Source organism: Lignipirellula cremea, assembly GCF_056501455.1.
In genome coordinates this window covers 5,547,513-5,564,148 of the sequence record NZ_CM151415.1, presented here as the reverse complement: position 1 = coordinate 5,564,148, position 16,636 = coordinate 5,547,513, and the positions used below count along the sequence as shown (strand labels likewise).

The following is a 16,636-nucleotide window of genomic DNA, read 5'->3' as shown; positions in this document are numbered from 1 at the left end:
TCCGGGTGCCACTGCAGCATATTGCATCACGCGGTTTCGGCTCGCAGGAGCAGGTAAGCGTGATGGAGCAAGATCTTATGGCTGATCCAGCGATCGACTCGATGCAGCCTTCGCGCCCAGTTGGGCAGGCCCTTCAGGCCGAAGCCGAGGTTGGTCATCCTCCCGAATTGTCGCTCGATATGTTCGCGGGCGACGCGGATCCGTTCGCCGAGCGGGTGGTTCATGATTCGATGCACGACCTTCCGCCGAGGGTGACCGCCGGGGCTGACGTAGTTCTTGATGAGCGGACAGTAGAACTTCATGCCGGTCCCTTTCAGGCAGTCGTGGATCGGACCGCTGTCGTAGTTCCCGTCGGCGAAGACGCGTCGCACGCGCGGAGCGAGCGGAGGCAGCAGACGCTTGGCCGCGACTCGCTCCTGTTCGTTGAGAGGTCGCACTTCATGTCGCAGCACGACGCCCCGCCCGTCGACGACGGCATGCAGCTTGTAGCCTCGTCCGAAGCGGCGATACGCCCGTCCGTTCTTGGCGTCGCGGTCGCGACTGTAGTCGCTGACGCGGAAGGGCTGCCCGTCGATCGCGGCCGTCGGAGTCGGCTCGCCCAGACGCTCGGCGATCGCGGCCTGGGTCGCTTCGCGAGCCGCGAGGAGTTCAGGCTTTCGCGAGCGCCGGCTGATCGTGCTGGGGTCGGGGATGCGTGCGGGCCGGCGTTCGCTCGGCCAGTTCTCCGCCTGGCAGGCCCAGCACATCGGTCGGTCGTGCAGCACGGCCCAGAGGATCACCGCGACGATCTCTCGCGAGGAGTAGACGTACGACGAAGGCGACTTGTCTTCCGGCACGAACTGCACGACGATTTCCCACAAGCGATCTTCCATGACCTGCCCCTTTCTTCGTTTGGCGACGAGAAAAGGTAAGTCTGGAAGATCGCTGCATTTACGGACAAGACGAATCCAAAACGGCCCGTGCAATTTGTTGCACTGGCTCCGCCAGTGCTTTTCCGGAGGCCGGATCGCGGGTGTTGGACGACACTTCAAGCTGCAGCACTGGCGGAGCCAGTGGCACCCGAAACTCTTCGTTCAACCTGACAGAAAACGATGGACAGATCAGTAGGTCAGGCATCGCCTGACCACGGTGAATGGCCGTTCGGAAGCTTCGATCGCTTCTAAGTCGGAAGAGGTCCATCCGCCGACGCGGATCTTCGCGAAGACGCCTTCGAGATAGCCGTCAGGCGATGCCTGACCTACGAAAACCGGGAGGATCGCATGTCTCGATCGGCAGTCGTGCGGCTTGCGACGCTATTCCTGATCGCGGTCGTTCCCTCGATCGCTTCCGCCCAGCTGGGGCATCGCGTCATCCGTGACTGGACGGTCGGCGTGGAGGACAGGAAGTCCGCGTACGACGGCTACGACTCGGACTTCCGCCGCATCGGGCTGACGGAGTACGAGGGCGACGTCACCGGCACCTACATCTCCTGGGGCTTCGGCGGCATCAAGACCGACTGGTCGGCGCCGACGATCGCCGTCGCCGGAGCCATCCCGTTCGCGCTCTGCCTCGTCGTCGGACTGCTCGCCTGCGGGTCGTCCCTGCGTCGCCGGGGCGGAGATGCCGATTCGACGGATGCATGACGGACGGCTCGATGCGGGGCGCTGATTCCTAGAACGCTCTTCGAAAGGCGATGCCATGAACCGACGGCTGGCGATCTGCGTGCTGCTGAGCCTGCCGGCGCTCCTCGTGCCGGAGATGTCGATCGCTCAGGAAGAAGCCGCCCCCGCGCCGGCCGCCGTTCAAGGTCAGCGCATCTTCACCTGCGCCCACAGCTTTCACTTCTTCGTGCCGCTGCTGCTGCCGGACGTGGCGAAGAAGGCCGGTATCGAAGGGCATACGCAGGTCGGCATGTCGGCCATCGGCGGCTCGCGGATCATACAGCACTGGGACGTGCCCGACGCCCGGAACGAGGCCAAGCGAATCCTTCGCGAAGGGAAGGCCGACGTGCTGACCCTGTCGCCGATCTTTCTGCCCGACGAAGGGATCGAGAACTTCGCGACGCTGGCGCTGGAGCACAATCCCGACGTGCGGATTTTCATCCAGGAGAACTGGCTGCCGTACGAGGAATACGACAAGGTCGCGCCGCTGCGGAACCGGCCCGTCGACCATAACGCCCCGACGGTCGAGTCCCTGCGCAAGGTCCACGGACCGTACTTCGAAGAGCTCGACGCGCACGTCCGCGAGCTGAACGAGAAGCTGGGGCGGACCGATCGCCCGGCCATCTTCGCCGCGCCGGTCGGTCAGGCCGTGATCGCGCTACGCGAGAAGATCCTCGCCGGCGAAGCGCCCGGGCTGAAGGAACAGAACGAGCTGTTCACCGACCCGATCGGACACCCCCACCAGCCGATCCAGATTCTGGCGACATACGTCTATTACTCGCTCATCTATCGCCAGAGCCCCGTCGGCATCCCCACGCCCGACGGCCTCTCTTCGGTGAAGTACAAGGAAGCCGACAAGCTCAATCTCCTGCTGCAGGAACTGGCGTGGGAGGCGGCGACCAGTCATCCGCTGAGCGGGGTTACGGTTAAGGCGGAACCATGATTTTGCTGCGTTCTGTACGGACGCGAAACCAGCATATGCGGTGCTTAAACGTCGGGAGTGCTCCGTTTACCCTCGCCCTCTTGATAGTAGGACAGTCACGGACGCGGTACGCGAATCACTGCCGTGGCGACGTAGCACTGACAATTTGCTTCCAGAGATCGAGGGGTGTCTGCGTGCGATGTGCCACATGTCGACGGAGTGCCCCTGCGATTGCCTGTGAGTAGGGCGAGTCGAGCGACTCTGCAAGTTGACGTGGCTGCCCCGCGAGGATTTCTTCGTGCGTGAAAGCGGGTTGGCGATTGAGTTCCAATGAAAGTAGCAGCAGGCCGATGTGATAGACGTCTGTTACGCGACCGACCGATCCGAATTCTTGAGGTGCCAAGTACTCCGGCGGGAGCATCCAGGCGGCGAGCACTGTACCGAACATGCGAATGTCGGACTCGAGGCGGCTGATGCCAAGATCACCTATCTTGAACTGCACGATCCACTGATTCGGGTCAAATCGGTCGCAGATCTGCAATACGAACACGTTCTCAGCATGTAGGTCTTTATGGACGTAGCCTTGTCGGTGCATGAAATGCAAGCCATTCAACAAGTCCCGTGCGACATGAAAGAGCCAGTCGCGTGCGGGACGGGGAGATTGCTCGACAACCTCCCGGAGCGTCCACGTGCACCGTTCCACGATCAGGTAAAACGTGTCCCGGTACTCAAATGCGTCATGGATGAATGTGATGTTAGGATGCCGAAGCAGCACTAAGTTAGTGAGCTCGCGATCCCATTCGTCTCGCACTTGTTCGTACGTGCGGTCCCCCGGTACCACGACTTTTGCAACCAGTTCGTTTCTCCACTCATCACTACACTCGTAGACTGCTCCAAACGCGCCGCCTCCCAGGCGCTTGCCGATCATGAACGTTTGTCCGGCGTGCGAAATCTGTTCTCCCGCCTGCGGAGGGCGAAAGGTACGTGGTGTAGGGAGGCTTGGTCCGTCGCTCATTGAACTCACGTTGATTGAAATAAGCTGATGATACTAGCGATCGAGCCCACAGCGCCAAGCAGGAGCAATATGGCTGCGGCCAACCAGTGCTCCTTTAGAAACTCGGCTACAGCTACTGCGCGCCCTCCGTAGATTTCCGATCGCTTAGCATTCGTTCTCAAAGACCCGTCCGATGCACGTTCGACGATATTCGCCAGGATGTCGACCTTGCGAAGGGTCGACTGGTGCAGTTTGACATACTCCCTCGATTCAAATGCCTTCGCCTCTTCCTCGCCCGTTAAAAAGTCTTTCTTGCTGATGTTGTTTTTTTCGACGAGCTTCGTAAGCCGCGGGTGGCCGACGTACCCGACACCGTACAGCCCGACTAGCAGTCGAGCGAGATCGCAAAGTCGAGACTCGTGGATTTCAATGGGTTTGCCCCCTAGCACACGGTATCGGTGGCAGATTGCGTCAAAGCCGTAGTTCGCATCTCGCATGTTCCAGTGCAGCCAAACCTGTTCTTGATGTGAACTCACGAACGCGAAGTAATCCTTAAGCATCTCCTTTTCAAGGTCGTCGTACGTCGCCTCGATAGCTTCAGCATTGATCAGATCGCGGCGTTCGGCGATCTGATGAATGGAGAACGACTTAGTTTGACCGTTCCCAAGATTACGCGCGGCGATCGACGTGATGCGAGGAGATGTGCCGTTAGGGCGATCGTAGAAGCTTTCGCATGAATAATGAATCGCAAGCACGTTTCTTGGATTGGACGCTAACTCGGTAAGTCGTCGCTGCGCGTCCTTGCGTCGGCGGAGCCGCTCAGTTGCCTCTCCCATTCTCGATTCCTCGCGTATTGTCACCGAAAGCGACGGACATCTAATACCGCGCCAAATCCTTCTTCCCGCGTTCCGGCCATAGGCCCTCCACGACTTCTTCGCTCTTGAGCGCCAGAAACCGCAGGTCGCTGCCGACGGCGAGGAACTGCATGCCTTGCTCGGCGCGGAGCAGGGCGGAGGGGACGTCCATCGTGTGGATGCCGGTCGGCGTGCCGGTTTCATTGCCGACGCGGATCACCTCCTGGATCGCGGCTTCGTGTTCCTCCGGCGTGGGGAAGGTTCCGCCGGCGGCCCGCATCTGGAAGCGGAGGTCGTTGGGTCCGATGAAGATCGCGTCGCAGCCTTCGAGGGCGTAGATCGCCTTCGCGTTCGCGACGCCTTCGGGGCTCTCGGTCTGCAGCACGACCAGGATCTCGTCGTTCGCCCGGGCGTAGTACTCGGCAGCCGACGCGTCGAAGTTCATGGAGTGCATGCCTCCGCCGACGGAGCGATTCCCGGCAGGGGGGTACTTCGCGGCGGCGATGGCGGTGCGTCCCTGTTCGACCGTGTCGACCATCGGGACGACGATCCCCCAGGCGCCGGCGTCGAGCGCCCGCTTGATATAGAAGTGGTTCCCCTCCGGAACGCGGACGAGCGGGACGCAGCCGGCGTCGGCGATCGCCCCGAACAGGGTCGTCGCCTGCGACCAGTCGATGGCCGAGTGCTCCATGTCGACCGTCAGCCAGTCGAACCCCATCCGGGCGAGCAGTCGCGTGGCGTACAGATCGCCCAGCGAGATCCACGTGCCGAAGGTCGGCTGGCCCTCGCGGAGCTTGCGTTTGACGGGGTTGGTCTTCATGAGGCGCATTCGGCGTTCAGGCGGTTCTGAGCAGGGGGTGACGACCCCCCGAGCTTTCTTACGCGGCGTTCGAGCGACGACTCGGGGGACTTTCGTCCCCCGCTCAGATGGAGAGAGAGCGTGAACTCGTTCGAAAAGAAAAGTATAGTGGAAGGCGACGCAGGGCCTGCGTTCCCGCCTGCCAGCCATTCGCTCTCCATCGCTCGAAGGGGTCGAACGATGCCCTGCCTTCGCCGTTCGTTCGCACGTTTCGCGCCCGGCGTTCTGCTGGGACTGTCGCTCGCTTGGGGCGCCGCTCCCGCTCGGTCCGCTCCTCCTGTCGCGGCGAACGACCCGTCGCTCGCCGCGCGCGAGCGGATGGTGAAGATGGCGGTCACCGACGTCGGGGTCACGACGGAGCGCGTGGTCGAGGCGATGCGTCGCACGCCGCGGCACGAGTTCGTGCCGCTGGCCGAGCGATCCAGGGCCTACCTCGACATGGCTCTTCCGATCGGCGAGGGGCAGACGATCTCCTCGCCGTTCATCGTCTCCTACATGACCGAGTCGCTCGACCCGCAGCCGACCGACAAGGTGCTGGAGATCGGCACGGGAAGCGGCTACCAGGCGGCGGTGCTCAGCGGCCTGGTGAAGGAGGTCTACTCGATCGAGATCGTCGAATCGCTCGGCCGGCAGGCGGCGAAGGATCTGGAACGCCTCGGCTATCAGAACGTTAATACGAAGGTCGGCGACGGCTATCTCGGTTGGCCGGAGCATGCGCCGTTCGACAAGATCATCGTCACCTGCTCGCCCGACAAGGTTCCCACGCCGCTCGTGGAGCAACTCCGCGAAGGGGGCATGATGGTGATCCCGATCGGCGACCGGTACCAGCAGACGCTCGTCCTGATGCGGAAGGAAAACGGACAACTCGTCTCGCAGCGGCTCAAGCCGACGCTCTTCGTCCCGATGACCGGCGAAGCCGAAGAGAAGCGGCAGACGCTCCCTCCGAAGCCGGGCGAGATCGTCAACGGTTCGTTCGAGGCCGACGGGTTCGAGCCGGAATACGTTCCCGGCTGGTACTACATCCGACTGGCCAACGTCATCGAAGAGAGCGAGGGCGTGCCCGAGGGTCGTCGCTTCGTACGCTTCCATACGACCGAGCGGGGCCGTCCGGCGCTGCTGCTGCAGGGGACGTCGATCGACGGAGCGAAGACGCCGAACATCGTGCTTCGCGCTGCCGTCCGCGCGACCAAGATCGGACCGGGAGCTTCCCCCGACGAGGTCCCGGCGCTGGCCGTGACGTTCTATGACGAAAAGCGCGAAACGGTCGCCAGCGGCTGGATCGGCCCGATCCGCGACACCCGCGGGTGGGAGTGGAAGAGCCAGCGGATCGCCGTCCCGCCGACCGCGCGCGAGATGATCGTCCGGGCGGGATTGTTCGGCGCGACGGGAACGCTCGACGTCGACGCGATTTCCGTCATCCCGGTTTCTAACTGACCGCCAGCGGGTCCCGGTTCGTCCGGCGCGGGCTGGTTCTGAAACCAGCGATTTGGGCGCCTGCGGGGTTTGCGACTGATCGGAAGTGTTTGCCGATTCGGCGCCCTTTTCGCGTGCGCGTGAGCGGTTACCCGTACTCGGCAGCGTCTGTTCGCTCGACTTCTGCCCCACAGCGGCAGCGGAATCGACACTCTGCGGCAGCTTGAAAGAGACTGTCGAGTGGGTAGGATGGGTCGAGCACGCTGGTTTCGGCAACTTTTCGGTCAGGGGGGACACATGAGATTCACACGGTCAGGAATGCGTGGACTTTCCATGGGGCTGGCGAGCGCGGTTGCGTTCGTCGTCGCCGCTCCCCTCTACGCCGGCTGGGGCAGCCACGGCGGAAGCTGGGGCGGTAGCTCCGGCGGATACGCTTCGTCGGGCGGATACGGCGCTTCCAGCGGCGGTTCGTCCGGCGGGTATGACGCCTACTACGGCGGCTCGTCCGGCGGGTCCTCCGGCGGAAGCTGGGGCGGATCTTCGGGCGGTTCGTCCGGCGGAGCCGTTCGCGTCGGTCTGTTCGCTCGTCTGCATGCCTGGAAGGCCAGTCGTCACGCCGCGTGGGGTTCGTCGGGCGGCAGCTCGGGCGGTTCGTCCGGCGGCTACGGCAGCTCGGGCGGCTATAGCTCCGGCTGGGGCAGCTCCGGCGGTTCGTCCGGCGGCTACGTGGTCGCCCGTCCGGTCGTCTCGTACGGCGGCTCCAGCGGCGGTTCGTCCGGCGGTTACGGCAGCTCGGGCGGCTACGGCTCGTCCGTCGCCTATCCCTCGGTCGAAAGCTATCCCGCCTACTCGTCGGGCGAACGCGTCATCAGCGAGCGCGTGATCGAATCGGAACCGACCGAAGCCTATCGCCGCGAAGTTCCGGCGTACGACGCTCCCCCTGCGGCTCCTTCGGTCGACGCGGCTCCCGCCGGCGAGCCGCCGCTTCCTCCCGCTCCTTCGGACGCGGGTTCCGTCCAGAACCAGGGTCACCTGATCCTCCGCGTTCCGGCTGAAGCGATCGTTCGCGTGAACGGTTTCCGCACCCGCAGCGAAGGCTCGGTCCGCCGTTTCGTCACGCCGACGATGGCGCCGGGCGAATCGTTCGCCTACGAACTCGAAATCGCGGTCGGCGACACGGTGAAGCGCGAACGCGTCGTCCTGCGAGCCGGCCAGCGAGAAGAACTGGCGTTCGGTGGCCGCTCGGTTTCGAGCAATCCGGTGACGACCGTGAAGGTCGCCGTGCCCGAGGGCGCACAGGTCTTCCTGTCGGGCGCTCCCACGGCGGCGAAGGGCTCGTCGCGTACGTTCTCGACGACCGAACTGGCCGCCGGCGAACGCTGGAGCGACTACGTCGTTCGCGCGGTCGTCGAACGCGACGGTCGCAAGATCGTCCAGGAACGCCGCCTGAACATCGCCGCGGGCGAGGTGAAGGAACTGACCTTCGACTTCGCCGACGAGCGGTTCGCCCTCGCCGACTGAACGAACCGATTCTGACGTCGAAACGATGAAGAGCCCTGTCGCGCCCCCTGCCGACAGGGCTTTTTTCGTCGCCCGCTTTCCCGAAACGGACGAGCTACAGTGTAAGGTCGGACCCCGCGCTTTCGGCCGATAAGCGTCCCCGCCGCCGTTCCGCCTCCCTCTCGTCGTTCATGGCACGACCGACCGTCGAAACGCCCCCCGCTGCCTCGCGGCCCTCCATGCCGCGCTGGGCGAAGGCGCTCGTTTCGGCGCTGGTGGCGGTCCATCTGATCGCGGTCGTCGCTCCGCCGCTGCAGTTGCAGACGTACACCCCGGGCGCTCCGGCGACGCCGGTCAGCTTCGCGTTCCGCACGCTGCAGCCCTACATCGATCTGCTCTACCTGAATCACGGATACGCCTTCTTCGCGCCCGATCCGGGTCCGAGTCATCTCGTGCGGTACCGCGCGACGTTCGCCGACGGTCGACCCTCCGTCGAGGGCGTCTTTCCCGACACGAAGCAGCATTGGCCGCGGCTCCTCTATCACCGGCATTTCATGCTGGCCGAGCAGCTTCACTCCGACTACGCGAGCCCCGCCGGTCCTCCGCCCGAGGCAGGTCCGGACCATGCGTTCTGGAAGAACCGTCGCGAGAACTACATCGAGAAGTGGAACGGCTTCGAGCGTCGGGTGCAGGCGCAGTTCGACGCGGGCGCGGTGACGCTCGAGCGGATCGAACATCGCCAGCCCGACTGGTACGAGCATCGACGTTTCGGCCTGCGATTGAACGACCCGTCGCTCTACGTGACGCTGCCTCGCGACGCGGAAGGACCGATCGCGACCGTGCCCGAAGTCTCGCCTGACCGCGGACAGGTCTCGCCCGGCGATCTTCCGCGCGAGGCCGGTTCGCTCCTGCTGAAGAACCCGGCGCCGCCTGTCGAGGCGCCGCGATGAGCCCACGCGAATTCAGTCCCGTGCGGTGGTTCGCCGAGGGCGTCGCCGGCTGGGACCGCTTCTGGTTCACTCCCAGGAAGCCGCACGTCCTCGCCTGCCTGCGGATCTTCGCGGGCGGCATGCTGCTTTACATGCATCTCGTCTGGGCCCTCGATCTGCCGGGGTTCCTCGGCGAGCATGCCTGGATGCCGGCGGACGTCTCCCGCGATCATGCGGCGCGGTTGCAATCATGGGCCTGGTCGCCCCTGTGGTACGTCGAGTCGCTGCCGGCGCTGTGGGCGATCCACATCGTTTCAGGGCTCTGTTACCTCGCGCTCGCCGTCGGGTTCTGTTCCCGCATCTCGGCCGTCGCCAGCTTCGTCGTCCTGCTGGCGTATTGTCATCGTCTGGAAGGGGCGCTGTTCGGTCTCGACCAGGCGGTCGCGATGATCGCGATCTATCTCTGCGTCCATCCGGGAGGGGAGTTCGCCTCCGTCGACGCCCGGCGCCGCACGGGCAGCTTCCTTCCGACTCAGGCCCCCGAAACGATCTCCGCCAATATCGCGACCCGGCTGATGCAGTCGCATCTCTGCGTCGTCTACCTCTTCGGCGGGCTGTCGAAGCTTCGCGGGGCAGGGTGGTGGGACGGCGGTGCCCTGTGGGGAGCCATCAGCAATTACGAGTACCAGACGCTCGATCTAACCTGGCTGGCCGCGGCGCCCTGGCTGCTCGCGACGCTGACCCATCTCACGGTCGCCTGGGAGGTCTCCTACATCGCGCTCGTCTGGAATCGCTGGACGCGACCGCTGGTCCTGGCGATGGCCGTGCTGGTCCATGCCGGCATCGCTCTGGCGATGGGGATGGCGACGTTCGGGCTGGCCATGATCGCCGCGAACGCCATTTTTCTCGAACCTGCGACCGTCGAGCGGCTTCTAAGTCGGAAACGCGACGCGAAAGAACGCTCGGATTCTGAGCGGGGGGTGTAAACCCCCCGAGTCTTCGGCGTCGCGTTCGATCCGGACTCGGAGGGCTCACGCCCTCCGCTCAGGATCTCTCGCATCGAAACGGCGACTCTTTCCGATTTTTCCGAATCGTATTAGCATGGCGGTTTCGCCGGGCCTCGAATTCCCCGCCGTTTTCTTCGTTCCGCCGCTGACTTCAGCGAGCAGAAAGCTTCCTCGCCAGGCATGATCGGACATCTAGCGCTCGCCGGGGCGACCGGCGCCGTCGGTCGAATCGTTCGACAACTTCTCGAAGAGCGCGAGTTCCCGCACGACAAGATCACGTTCCTGGCGACCGCCCGGTCGGCCGGTTCGACGATCGTCTACCGGGGCGAAGAGCATGTCGTGAAGCTCCTGACGCCGGAGGCCTTCGACGGGGTCGATCTGGTCATCGCCAGCACGCCCGATCCCGCCGCGGCGGAGTTCGTTCCCTGGGCCGTCGAGCGCGGGGCGATCGTCGTCGACGAGAGCGGCTACCACCGCATGCGCCCCGACGTCCCGCTGGTCGTGCCCGAGGTCAATCCGGAGGCCCTGAAGAATCACCGCGGCATCATCGCGAGCCCCAACTGTTCGACGACGCAGATGGTCGTCGCCATGAAGCCGCTGCACGACGCCGCGCGGATCCGCCGCGTGATCGTGAGCACCTACCAGGCCGCCAGCGGGGCAGGGCTGGCGGGAGAGCGCGATCTGGAAGAAGGGACCCGCGCCGCCCTCGAAGGCCGCGACTACGCCTACGAGACGTTCGTCCGTCCGCTCGCGTTCAATCTCATTCCGCAGATCGGCTCGCTCAAGCACGAGGGCTACACGTCGGAAGAGATGAAGATGGTCTACGAGACGCAGAAGATCTTCGACGATCCGACGATCCGCGTCTGTCCGACCTGCGTCCGCGTGCCGGTCGCCAACTGCCACAGCGAGAGCATTCTGGTCGAGACCGAGCGGAAGCTGACCGCCGACGAGGCCAAGGAACTCTTCCGCAACGCCCCGGGCATCGAGTTGATCGACGACCTCGCGAACAGCGCCTACCCCATGCCGCAGCCCTGCTCGGGCAAGGACGCCGTCTTCGTCGGTCGCGTGCGCGAAGACCTGTCGTTCGATAACGGGATCGCCTTCTGGTGCGTGAGCGACAACCTGCGCAAGGGCGCCGCGACCAACGCGGTGCAGATCGCGGAGACGCTCGCCCGGATGCAGGCCGCGGTCTCTTGAGCGAGCCGTCGCCTGCGGAGAAGATCGCCGCCGACGAACGGACGTTTCGCATGACCGTCGCGTACGACGGAACCGCGTACGCCGGCTGGCAGCGACAGAAGAACGGCGTCGCGATTCAGCAGTTGTTCGAACAGGCGCTGAATCGTATCGTCGGCGGCGACTCGACCGTCTTCGGCAGCGGTCGCACCGACGCCGGCGTGCACGCGAAGGGGCAGGTCTGTTCCTTCCGCGTAGCGACGTCGCTGTCCCCCGCGTCGCTTGCCAAGGCTCTCCAGGCGCATGTGCCGGAGGACGTCGTCGTGCTCGACGTGCGCGAGACGCTGGCGGACTTTCATGCCCAGCGACATGCGACCGGCAAGCGCTATCGCTACTGCATCGACGACGGCCTGGTCCCCAATCCGTTTCTCGCTCGATATTCCTGGCGCAGCCACCGACCGCTCGATTCGGAGCGGATGCAGCTCGCCGCGGCGCGGTTCGTCGGGACGCACGACTTCAAGAGCTTCGAAGCGAAGGGCTCGCAACGGAAGTCGACGGTGAGGACGATCACGCACGCTCGCGTGACCCGCGAAGAGACCGCCTGGGGCGAGGCGATCTGGTTCGACGTGGCGTCGAACGGCTTCCTGTATCGCATGGTGCGGAACCTGGTCGGACTGCTGTTCAAGATCGGTCGCAGGAGCGCCGCGCCGGAGTGGGTGGATCAGGTCCTCGCCGCACGCACGCGCTCGCAGATCTTTCCGACCGCGCCGCCGCAGGGGCTGTTTCTGTGGAGCGTCGACTATCCGGCGAAGTTCGACGGCGTCGGCTCGGACGAAACAGGTCAGGAAAGGGCAGGGCAGGGCAGGGGAGAAGGCGCCGGCGAGGAGATCGCTGCATATAAGATCGCTACTGGTGAGATCGCAGACGAGGGAGACCTCGAATGAAGGTTCTCCACGTCATCACGCGGATGATCGTCGGCGGAGCGCAGGAGAACACGCTTTACAATTGCCTCGACCTGATGCGGCTGTACGGCGACGACGTGCTGCTCGCGACGGGACCGTCCGAGGGACCCGAAGGCGCTCTGCTCGAACAGGCCCGCGCTGACCATCTGGCGGTGAAGGTCATCCCGCATCTGCGGCGGGCCATCTCGCCCAGCGACGACGCGCGAGCGTACGCCGAACTGAAGCGGACGATCGACGAATTCCGCCCCGACGTGGTTCATACGCACAGCGCGAAGGGGGGCATCCTCGGTCGCCTCGCCGCCTGGAAACGGTCGATCTCCTGCGTCGTGCATACGGTCCATGGGGCGCCGTTCTATCCTTATCAGCCGGCGCCGGTGCGGACGGTCTATCGCTGGTGCGAAACGTATGCGGCCAAACGTTGTCACGCCCTGATCAGCGTCGCCGACGCGATGACCGATCAACTGGTCGCCGCCCGCGTAGCGCCCCGCGAGAAGTTCGTCACCATCCGCAGCGGCATGGACGTCGAGCCTTTCCTGCACGCCCGGGAGAACACGGGCGCGATGCGAGCGCGTCTGGGCATCGCGCCCGACGAAGTCGTCGTCGCGAAGATCGCGAGGCTCTTCGCGCTCAAGGGACATGACGACGTGATCGAGGCGGCGCGGACCGTTCTGGCCGCCCATCCGCGGACGCGGTTCCTCTTCATCGGCGACGGCACGCTTCGTTCGCAGCACGAAGCGAAGCTGAAAGAACTCGGCCTGTCGGACCGCTTTCTCTTCGTCGGGCTCGTCCCGCCTGACCAGATCCCGGACTATCTCTCCGCTGCCGATCTGCTCGTGCACGCCAGCTACCGCGAAGGGCTCGCCCGGGCGCTGCCGCAGGCGTTGCTGACCGGCATACCGGCGATCAGCTACGACGTCGACGGCGCCCGCGAAGTCGTGATCCCAGGCGAGACGGGCGAACTGATCGCGCCCGGCGACGTGCAGGGTCTGGCCGCCGCGATCTCGAAGCTGGTCGCCGATCCCGATCTGCGCGAACGCCAGGGCAGGGCAGGGCAGTCGCGATGCGCCGACCCCTTCCGTCGCGAGACGATGACCCGCCAGATCCGCGAGTTGTACGAAGACGTCCTCGCGGGTCGCTTTCCGCGGCGGTAGGTCGCTGGCCGGGTTCGATCGATTCGGTGTGCCATGGCTGGCTTGTCCAGCCCTGCGAAACCTGGGTCGATCGAGCTACAGACGTGCGTCGTAGCGCTCGCTCGGCTAAGGGAGAGCCGGTTCCCGCCGCCCGCACGGCTGGACAAGCCAGCCATGGCACACGAACGGAACCGACTGTCGGCCTGACTGAGCGGCGTCGTTGTCTGTCTGCCGACCGTCAAATTCGCTAAACTCGTCGGAATTCAACGGCCCCGAAGGGATCAGGCATGTCGTTCGGAAGAGAGTATCTCGGGCACTTTCGTCTGATCCGCGTCGTGCGGACGGGGCACTCGTGCGACATCTGGGAGGCCTACGACGAACAGAAGCAGAGTCGCTGCGCCCTGAAGGTCCTGCAGAAGGCCTTCATCCGCGAGAAGACGGAAATCGAACAGCTCAAGAACGAGTACGAGATCGCCAAGGATCTCCAGCACCCGAACCTGATCGAGGTCTACGGCTTCTACGGCGGCGAGGAGCTGCCGTTCGTTTCGATGGAGTTCTACAACGTCAAGAACCTGAAGCAGGTGCTCAGGCTCGACAAGGACGCGCTCCAGCCGCAGCATCTCACGCCGCTGTTCGAGCAGATGGCGGAGTCGCTGAAGTACATCCACCGCAAGGGCATCCTGCACCGCGACGTGAAGCCGGACAACTTCCTGGCCGACTTGTCGCAGACGCGCACGACCGGCGCGCTGAAGCTGATCGACTTCTCCATCGCGGAGAAGGAGAAAAAGCCGGGCATGATGAACATGTTCGTCCGCAACAAGGTGCAGGGAACGCGCAGCTACATGTCGCCCGAGCAGATCACGGGCAAGCACATCGACGTGCGGGCGGATATTTATTCGCTCGGCTGCGTGTTGTTCGAACTCGTCTGCCGGCGACTTCCGTTCACGGCGGCCACGCCGGACGAACTGCTGCAGAAGCATCTCTCGGCGCCGGCGCCCTCGATGCTGCCGTTCAACAGCGACGTCACTCCCGATTTCAACGCGCTCGTGATGTCGATGCTGTCCAAGAAGCGCGACGACCGCCCGGATTCGATGACGACCGTGCTCGCCAAGCTCAAGGCGACGCGGATGTTCCGGTCTCGCCCGAAGGACGAGGAAGGCGACGCCAAGTAGGGTCGCGGTCTCGCACAGCGTTTCGGCGGGCGAGGGCAGGGCGCTCGCAAAGTGCCCGGGAACGCTGGGCGCTCCTAGAGCGCCTGATCGGAAAACTCTTCGGCGCCGGGAGTTGCGACGGAACCGCTCTTGCCGGAGCGGCCCGCTGAGCCGGTATATTCAAGAAAGCTTGCCGGGCGACTAGAATAAGTCGCCACGGCGCAAGCCGAACGGCCGCTTTCTTTTACGCCGTCCGCAGCGCCGCTTTCTTCCGCTCGAACCGACGCGCCGGTCCGTTTCGCCGGACCGTCGTTCGATATCCCGCTTCCGATGCAGACTCCCAATCCCAAGAAGTTCGTCGCCGCGGCAAGCCTTGCCTTCGAAGGCGCTCTGGCAGAGATCGAACAGAAAATCGCGGAGCTCGAACAGAGCGACGTGGTCGAACACGACCGGGAGGAACGCCTCCGGCAGTGTCGCCGGGAGTGGACCGAGACAGCGCGGAAGCTCTATTCGAATCTCTCGCCCTGGGAGACGGTCCAGGTCGCGCGGCATAAGGATCGCCCGCATACGAAGGACTATCTGTCGCTCGTATTCGACGAGTTCTTCGAACTGCACGGCGACAAATACTTCGGCGACGACCGGGCGATGCTGACCGGGTTCGCGCGGCTCGACTCGCACAAGGTGATGGTCGTCGGCCACGAGAAGGGTCGCACCTATCAGGAACGCACGGCCTGTTACTTCGGCTGCGCGCATCCCGAAGGCTATCGCAAGGCGTTCCGCAAAATGCGGATGGCCGAGAAGTACGGCGTGCCCATCATCTGTCTGATCGACACCCCGGGCGCCTATCCCGGCGTGGGCGCCGAAGAGCGCGGCCAGGCGACGGTCATCGCCGAGAACATGTTCGAGATGTCGCGGCTCAAAACGCCGGTCATCTGCGTCGTGATCGGCGAAGGAGGCTCGGGCGGCGCGCTCGGGATCGGAGTCGGCGATCGCGTGGCGATGCTCGAGAACGCCTACTACTCGGTCATCAGTCCCGAAGGCTGCGCCGGCATTCTCTGGAAGAGTCACGAGTTCGCCGAGAGCGCGGCGACGGCGCTGAAGTTCACCTCGCGTTACCTCCGCGAGTTCGGGATTGTCGACGAGGTTATCCAGGAACCGGTCGGTGGCGCGCATCGCGATCCGCATCTGGCCGCGCTCTATCTGAAGAACTTTCTGGCGCGAACCGTCGCGGAACTGAAGTCCATTCCGCAGGACCGGCTGGTCCAGGAACGCTACGAAAAGTTCCGCCGGATCGGCGTCTTTCACGAGTCGGCTCCGGAGCTGGTCCGGGCCGAGTCGGCGTGACGATTTTCGGCGTTTGTTTTCGCGCTCGATTCGAGAGCGCGGAGCGTCGGTTCGCGCCCGGTTTTCGGCCGGCTTTCGAACCCCGTTCTCGGTCGCTTTCGGCCGCTGCTTTCGCGCGCGTTTTCGAGGCCTTCGGCGCGCCTCGAACCTCACTCTCGGATGACCGCCGATGTTCGTCGTTCGCGCGCGGCGAAGTTGGATTTCGCGCGCCGGTTTTCGTTTCGGAAATCGGCTCTCGGCTCGCGTCGGATCGCGCGTTCGATCGTCGCGTCGAAGCCTGTTGTCGGACGCGTTCCTGGAGGCTCTGCGGAGGCCGCTTCGCGATGCGGGCGAGGGCATTTCCGGGAGGCGAGTTCCCGGGAAAAGTCCCCCGGTGCAACGTCCGATAATGTCCCTTATGTTCGGTTGCGGACCCAAATTCGCCCGGGAAACGGCATAGTCGCTTCCGACCGCTTTCCTCGCCTGCCGGGCTTCGGCGAGCTGTTCGAAGGCCTTCGAGCCGTCCGCACGAGCGCCGATTCGAACTTCGATATTCGGCCTCGATTCGGCAGCGCAGCGACGCGTCCAACAGGCGCTGAAAAGCGCTCCGGACGGAGGCCTGCTCCCCTGCCGGAAACGAGGCAGGGCGCTTCGGAAACGAAGACCCGAGGTTGCTCGTTTTCAGGCGCCGATGTTGACCGATCGGCTCGGTTGGCGGAGCCCGATTTCGCGCGCGAAAGCGTGTTCGTTCGTCGCGATAAATCGGCGCGCTGACGATC

15 protein-coding genes are annotated in these 16,636 nt (G+C 64.4%); 11 read left to right on the top strand and 4 right to left on the bottom strand.

What is annotated here, in order from left to right; translation table 11 throughout:
- Window positions 1–26: 26 nt before the first annotated feature.
- Window positions 27–872: a transposase gene (locus SH602x_RS21825; RefSeq protein WP_479474298.1), complete on the bottom strand. Its 846-nt coding sequence runs from the start codon at window positions 870–872 to the stop codon at window positions 27–29.
- A 387-nt stretch (window positions 873–1,259) separates the two neighbouring features.
- Here SH602x_RS21825 and SH602x_RS21820 point away from each other — a divergent pair, with 387 nt between their 5' ends.
- A complete protein-coding gene (locus SH602x_RS21820; protein ID WP_479474297.1) occupies window positions 1,260–1,622 on the top strand; it encodes a hypothetical protein in 363 nt (120 codons plus the stop codon).
- 55 nt (window positions 1,623–1,677) lie between these two features.
- On the top strand, window positions 1,678–2,583 hold the full coding sequence (locus SH602x_RS21815; protein ID WP_479474296.1) for a hypothetical protein: 906 nt from the start codon (window positions 1,678–1,680) through the stop codon (window positions 2,581–2,583).
- A gap of 115 nt (window positions 2,584–2,698) precedes the next feature.
- Here SH602x_RS21815 and SH602x_RS21810 read toward each other — a convergent pair whose 3' ends face one another.
- The 3 genes from SH602x_RS21810 to SH602x_RS21800 all read right to left on the bottom strand — a co-directional run bounded on the left by SH602x_RS21810 (window position 2,699) and on the right by SH602x_RS21800 (window position 5,230).
- Window positions 2,699–3,490 (bottom strand): protein kinase family protein, encoded by a 792-nt coding sequence (locus tag SH602x_RS21810; RefSeq protein ID WP_479474295.1) that lies wholly within the window; start codon window positions 3,488–3,490, stop codon window positions 2,699–2,701.
- 92 nt (window positions 3,491–3,582) lie between these two features.
- On the bottom strand, window positions 3,583–4,392 hold the full coding sequence (locus tag SH602x_RS21805; protein ID WP_479474294.1) for a hypothetical protein: 810 nt from the start codon (window positions 4,390–4,392) through the stop codon (window positions 3,583–3,585).
- 40 nt (window positions 4,393–4,432) lie between these two features.
- On the bottom strand, window positions 4,433–5,230 hold the full coding sequence (locus tag SH602x_RS21800; RefSeq protein WP_479474293.1) for an HpcH/HpaI aldolase family protein: 798 nt from the start codon (window positions 5,228–5,230) through the stop codon (window positions 4,433–4,435).
- Between the two features lie 219 nt (window positions 5,231–5,449).
- Here SH602x_RS21800 and SH602x_RS21795 point away from each other — a divergent pair, with 219 nt between their 5' ends.
- From SH602x_RS21795 to SH602x_RS21755, 9 genes are all read left to right on the top strand, one after another.
- Entirely contained in the window at window positions 5,450–6,703 is a 1,254-nt protein-coding gene (locus SH602x_RS21795; RefSeq protein ID WP_479474292.1) for a protein-L-isoaspartate(D-aspartate) O-methyltransferase, read from the top strand.
- Between the two features lie 297 nt (window positions 6,704–7,000).
- The gene (locus SH602x_RS21790) at window positions 7,001–8,203 is read left to right on the top strand and encodes a TIGR03000 domain-containing protein (RefSeq protein WP_479474291.1); all 1,203 of its coding nucleotides are present in this window, start codon (window positions 7,001–7,003) and stop codon (window positions 8,201–8,203) included.
- Between the two features lie 170 nt (window positions 8,204–8,373).
- A complete protein-coding gene (locus tag SH602x_RS21785; RefSeq protein WP_479474290.1) occupies window positions 8,374–9,132 on the top strand; it encodes a hypothetical protein in 759 nt (252 codons plus the stop codon).
- Window positions 9,129–10,097 carry an HTTM domain-containing protein gene (locus SH602x_RS21780; RefSeq protein ID WP_479474289.1) on the top strand — a complete coding sequence of 323 codons (969 nt, stop codon included), beginning with the start codon at window positions 9,129–9,131 and terminating at the stop codon, window positions 10,095–10,097. Before SH602x_RS21785 ends, SH602x_RS21780 begins: the two co-directional genes overlap by 4 nt.
- A gap of 201 nt (window positions 10,098–10,298) precedes the next feature.
- A complete protein-coding gene (locus SH602x_RS21775; protein WP_479474288.1) occupies window positions 10,299–11,315 on the top strand; it encodes an aspartate-semialdehyde dehydrogenase in 1,017 nt (338 codons plus the stop codon).
- On the top strand, window positions 11,312–12,235 hold the full coding sequence (gene truA / locus SH602x_RS21770) for a tRNA pseudouridine(38-40) synthase TruA (RefSeq protein ID WP_479474287.1): 924 nt from the start codon (window positions 11,312–11,314) through the stop codon (window positions 12,233–12,235). Before SH602x_RS21775 ends, truA begins: the two co-directional genes overlap by 4 nt.
- A complete protein-coding gene (locus SH602x_RS21765) occupies window positions 12,232–13,404 on the top strand; it encodes a glycosyltransferase family 4 protein (RefSeq protein WP_479474286.1) in 1,173 nt (390 codons plus the stop codon). The genes truA and SH602x_RS21765 overlap by 4 nt, the downstream gene beginning before the upstream one ends.
- A 266-nt stretch (window positions 13,405–13,670) precedes the next feature.
- The gene (locus SH602x_RS21760; protein WP_479474285.1) at window positions 13,671–14,555 is read left to right on the top strand and encodes a serine/threonine-protein kinase; all 885 of its coding nucleotides are present in this window, start codon (window positions 13,671–13,673) and stop codon (window positions 14,553–14,555) included.
- 309 nt (window positions 14,556–14,864) lie between these two features.
- A complete protein-coding gene (locus SH602x_RS21755) occupies window positions 14,865–15,878 on the top strand; it encodes an acetyl-CoA carboxylase carboxyltransferase subunit alpha (protein ID WP_479471027.1) in 1,014 nt (337 codons plus the stop codon).
- The last annotated feature ends 758 nt before the right edge of the window (window positions 15,879–16,636 follow it).

Excerpts from the sequence above, each read along its gene's own strand:
- SH602x_RS21815 (WP_479474296.1), top strand. The coding sequence starts at position 1,678 with ATGAACCGACGGCTGGCGATCTGCGTGCTGCTGAGCCTGCCGGCGCTC.
- SH602x_RS21760 (WP_479474285.1), top strand. The coding sequence starts at position 13,671 with ATGTCGTTCGGAAGAGAGTATCTCGGGCACTTTCGTCTGATCCGCGTC.
- SH602x_RS21805 (WP_479474294.1), bottom strand. The coding sequence starts at position 4,392 with ATGGGAGAGGCAACTGAGCGGCTCCGCCGACGCAAGGACGCGCAGCGA.
- SH602x_RS21795 (WP_479474292.1), top strand. The coding sequence starts at position 5,450 with ATGCCCTGCCTTCGCCGTTCGTTCGCACGTTTCGCGCCCGGCGTTCTG.
- SH602x_RS21820 (WP_479474297.1), top strand. The coding sequence starts at position 1,260 with ATGTCTCGATCGGCAGTCGTGCGGCTTGCGACGCTATTCCTGATCGCG.
- SH602x_RS21785 (WP_479474290.1), top strand. The coding sequence starts at position 8,374 with ATGGCACGACCGACCGTCGAAACGCCCCCCGCTGCCTCGCGGCCCTCC.
- SH602x_RS21800 (WP_479474293.1), bottom strand. The coding sequence starts at position 5,230 with ATGAAGACCAACCCCGTCAAACGCAAGCTCCGCGAGGGCCAGCCGACC.
- SH602x_RS21810 (WP_479474295.1), bottom strand. The coding sequence starts at position 3,490 with ATGATCGGCAAGCGCCTGGGAGGCGGCGCGTTTGGAGCAGTCTACGAG.
- SH602x_RS21755 (WP_479471027.1), top strand. The coding sequence starts at position 14,865 with ATGCAGACTCCCAATCCCAAGAAGTTCGTCGCCGCGGCAAGCCTTGCC.
- SH602x_RS21775 (WP_479474288.1), top strand. The coding sequence starts at position 10,299 with ATGATCGGACATCTAGCGCTCGCCGGGGCGACCGGCGCCGTCGGTCGA.
- SH602x_RS21790 (WP_479474291.1), top strand. The coding sequence starts at position 7,001 with ATGCGTGGACTTTCCATGGGGCTGGCGAGCGCGGTTGCGTTCGTCGTC.
- SH602x_RS21780 (WP_479474289.1), top strand. The coding sequence starts at position 9,129 with ATGAGCCCACGCGAATTCAGTCCCGTGCGGTGGTTCGCCGAGGGCGTC.
- SH602x_RS21765 (WP_479474286.1), top strand. The coding sequence starts at position 12,232 with ATGAAGGTTCTCCACGTCATCACGCGGATGATCGTCGGCGGAGCGCAG.
- SH602x_RS21825 (WP_479474298.1), bottom strand. The coding sequence starts at position 872 with ATGGAAGATCGCTTGTGGGAAATCGTCGTGCAGTTCGTGCCGGAAGAC.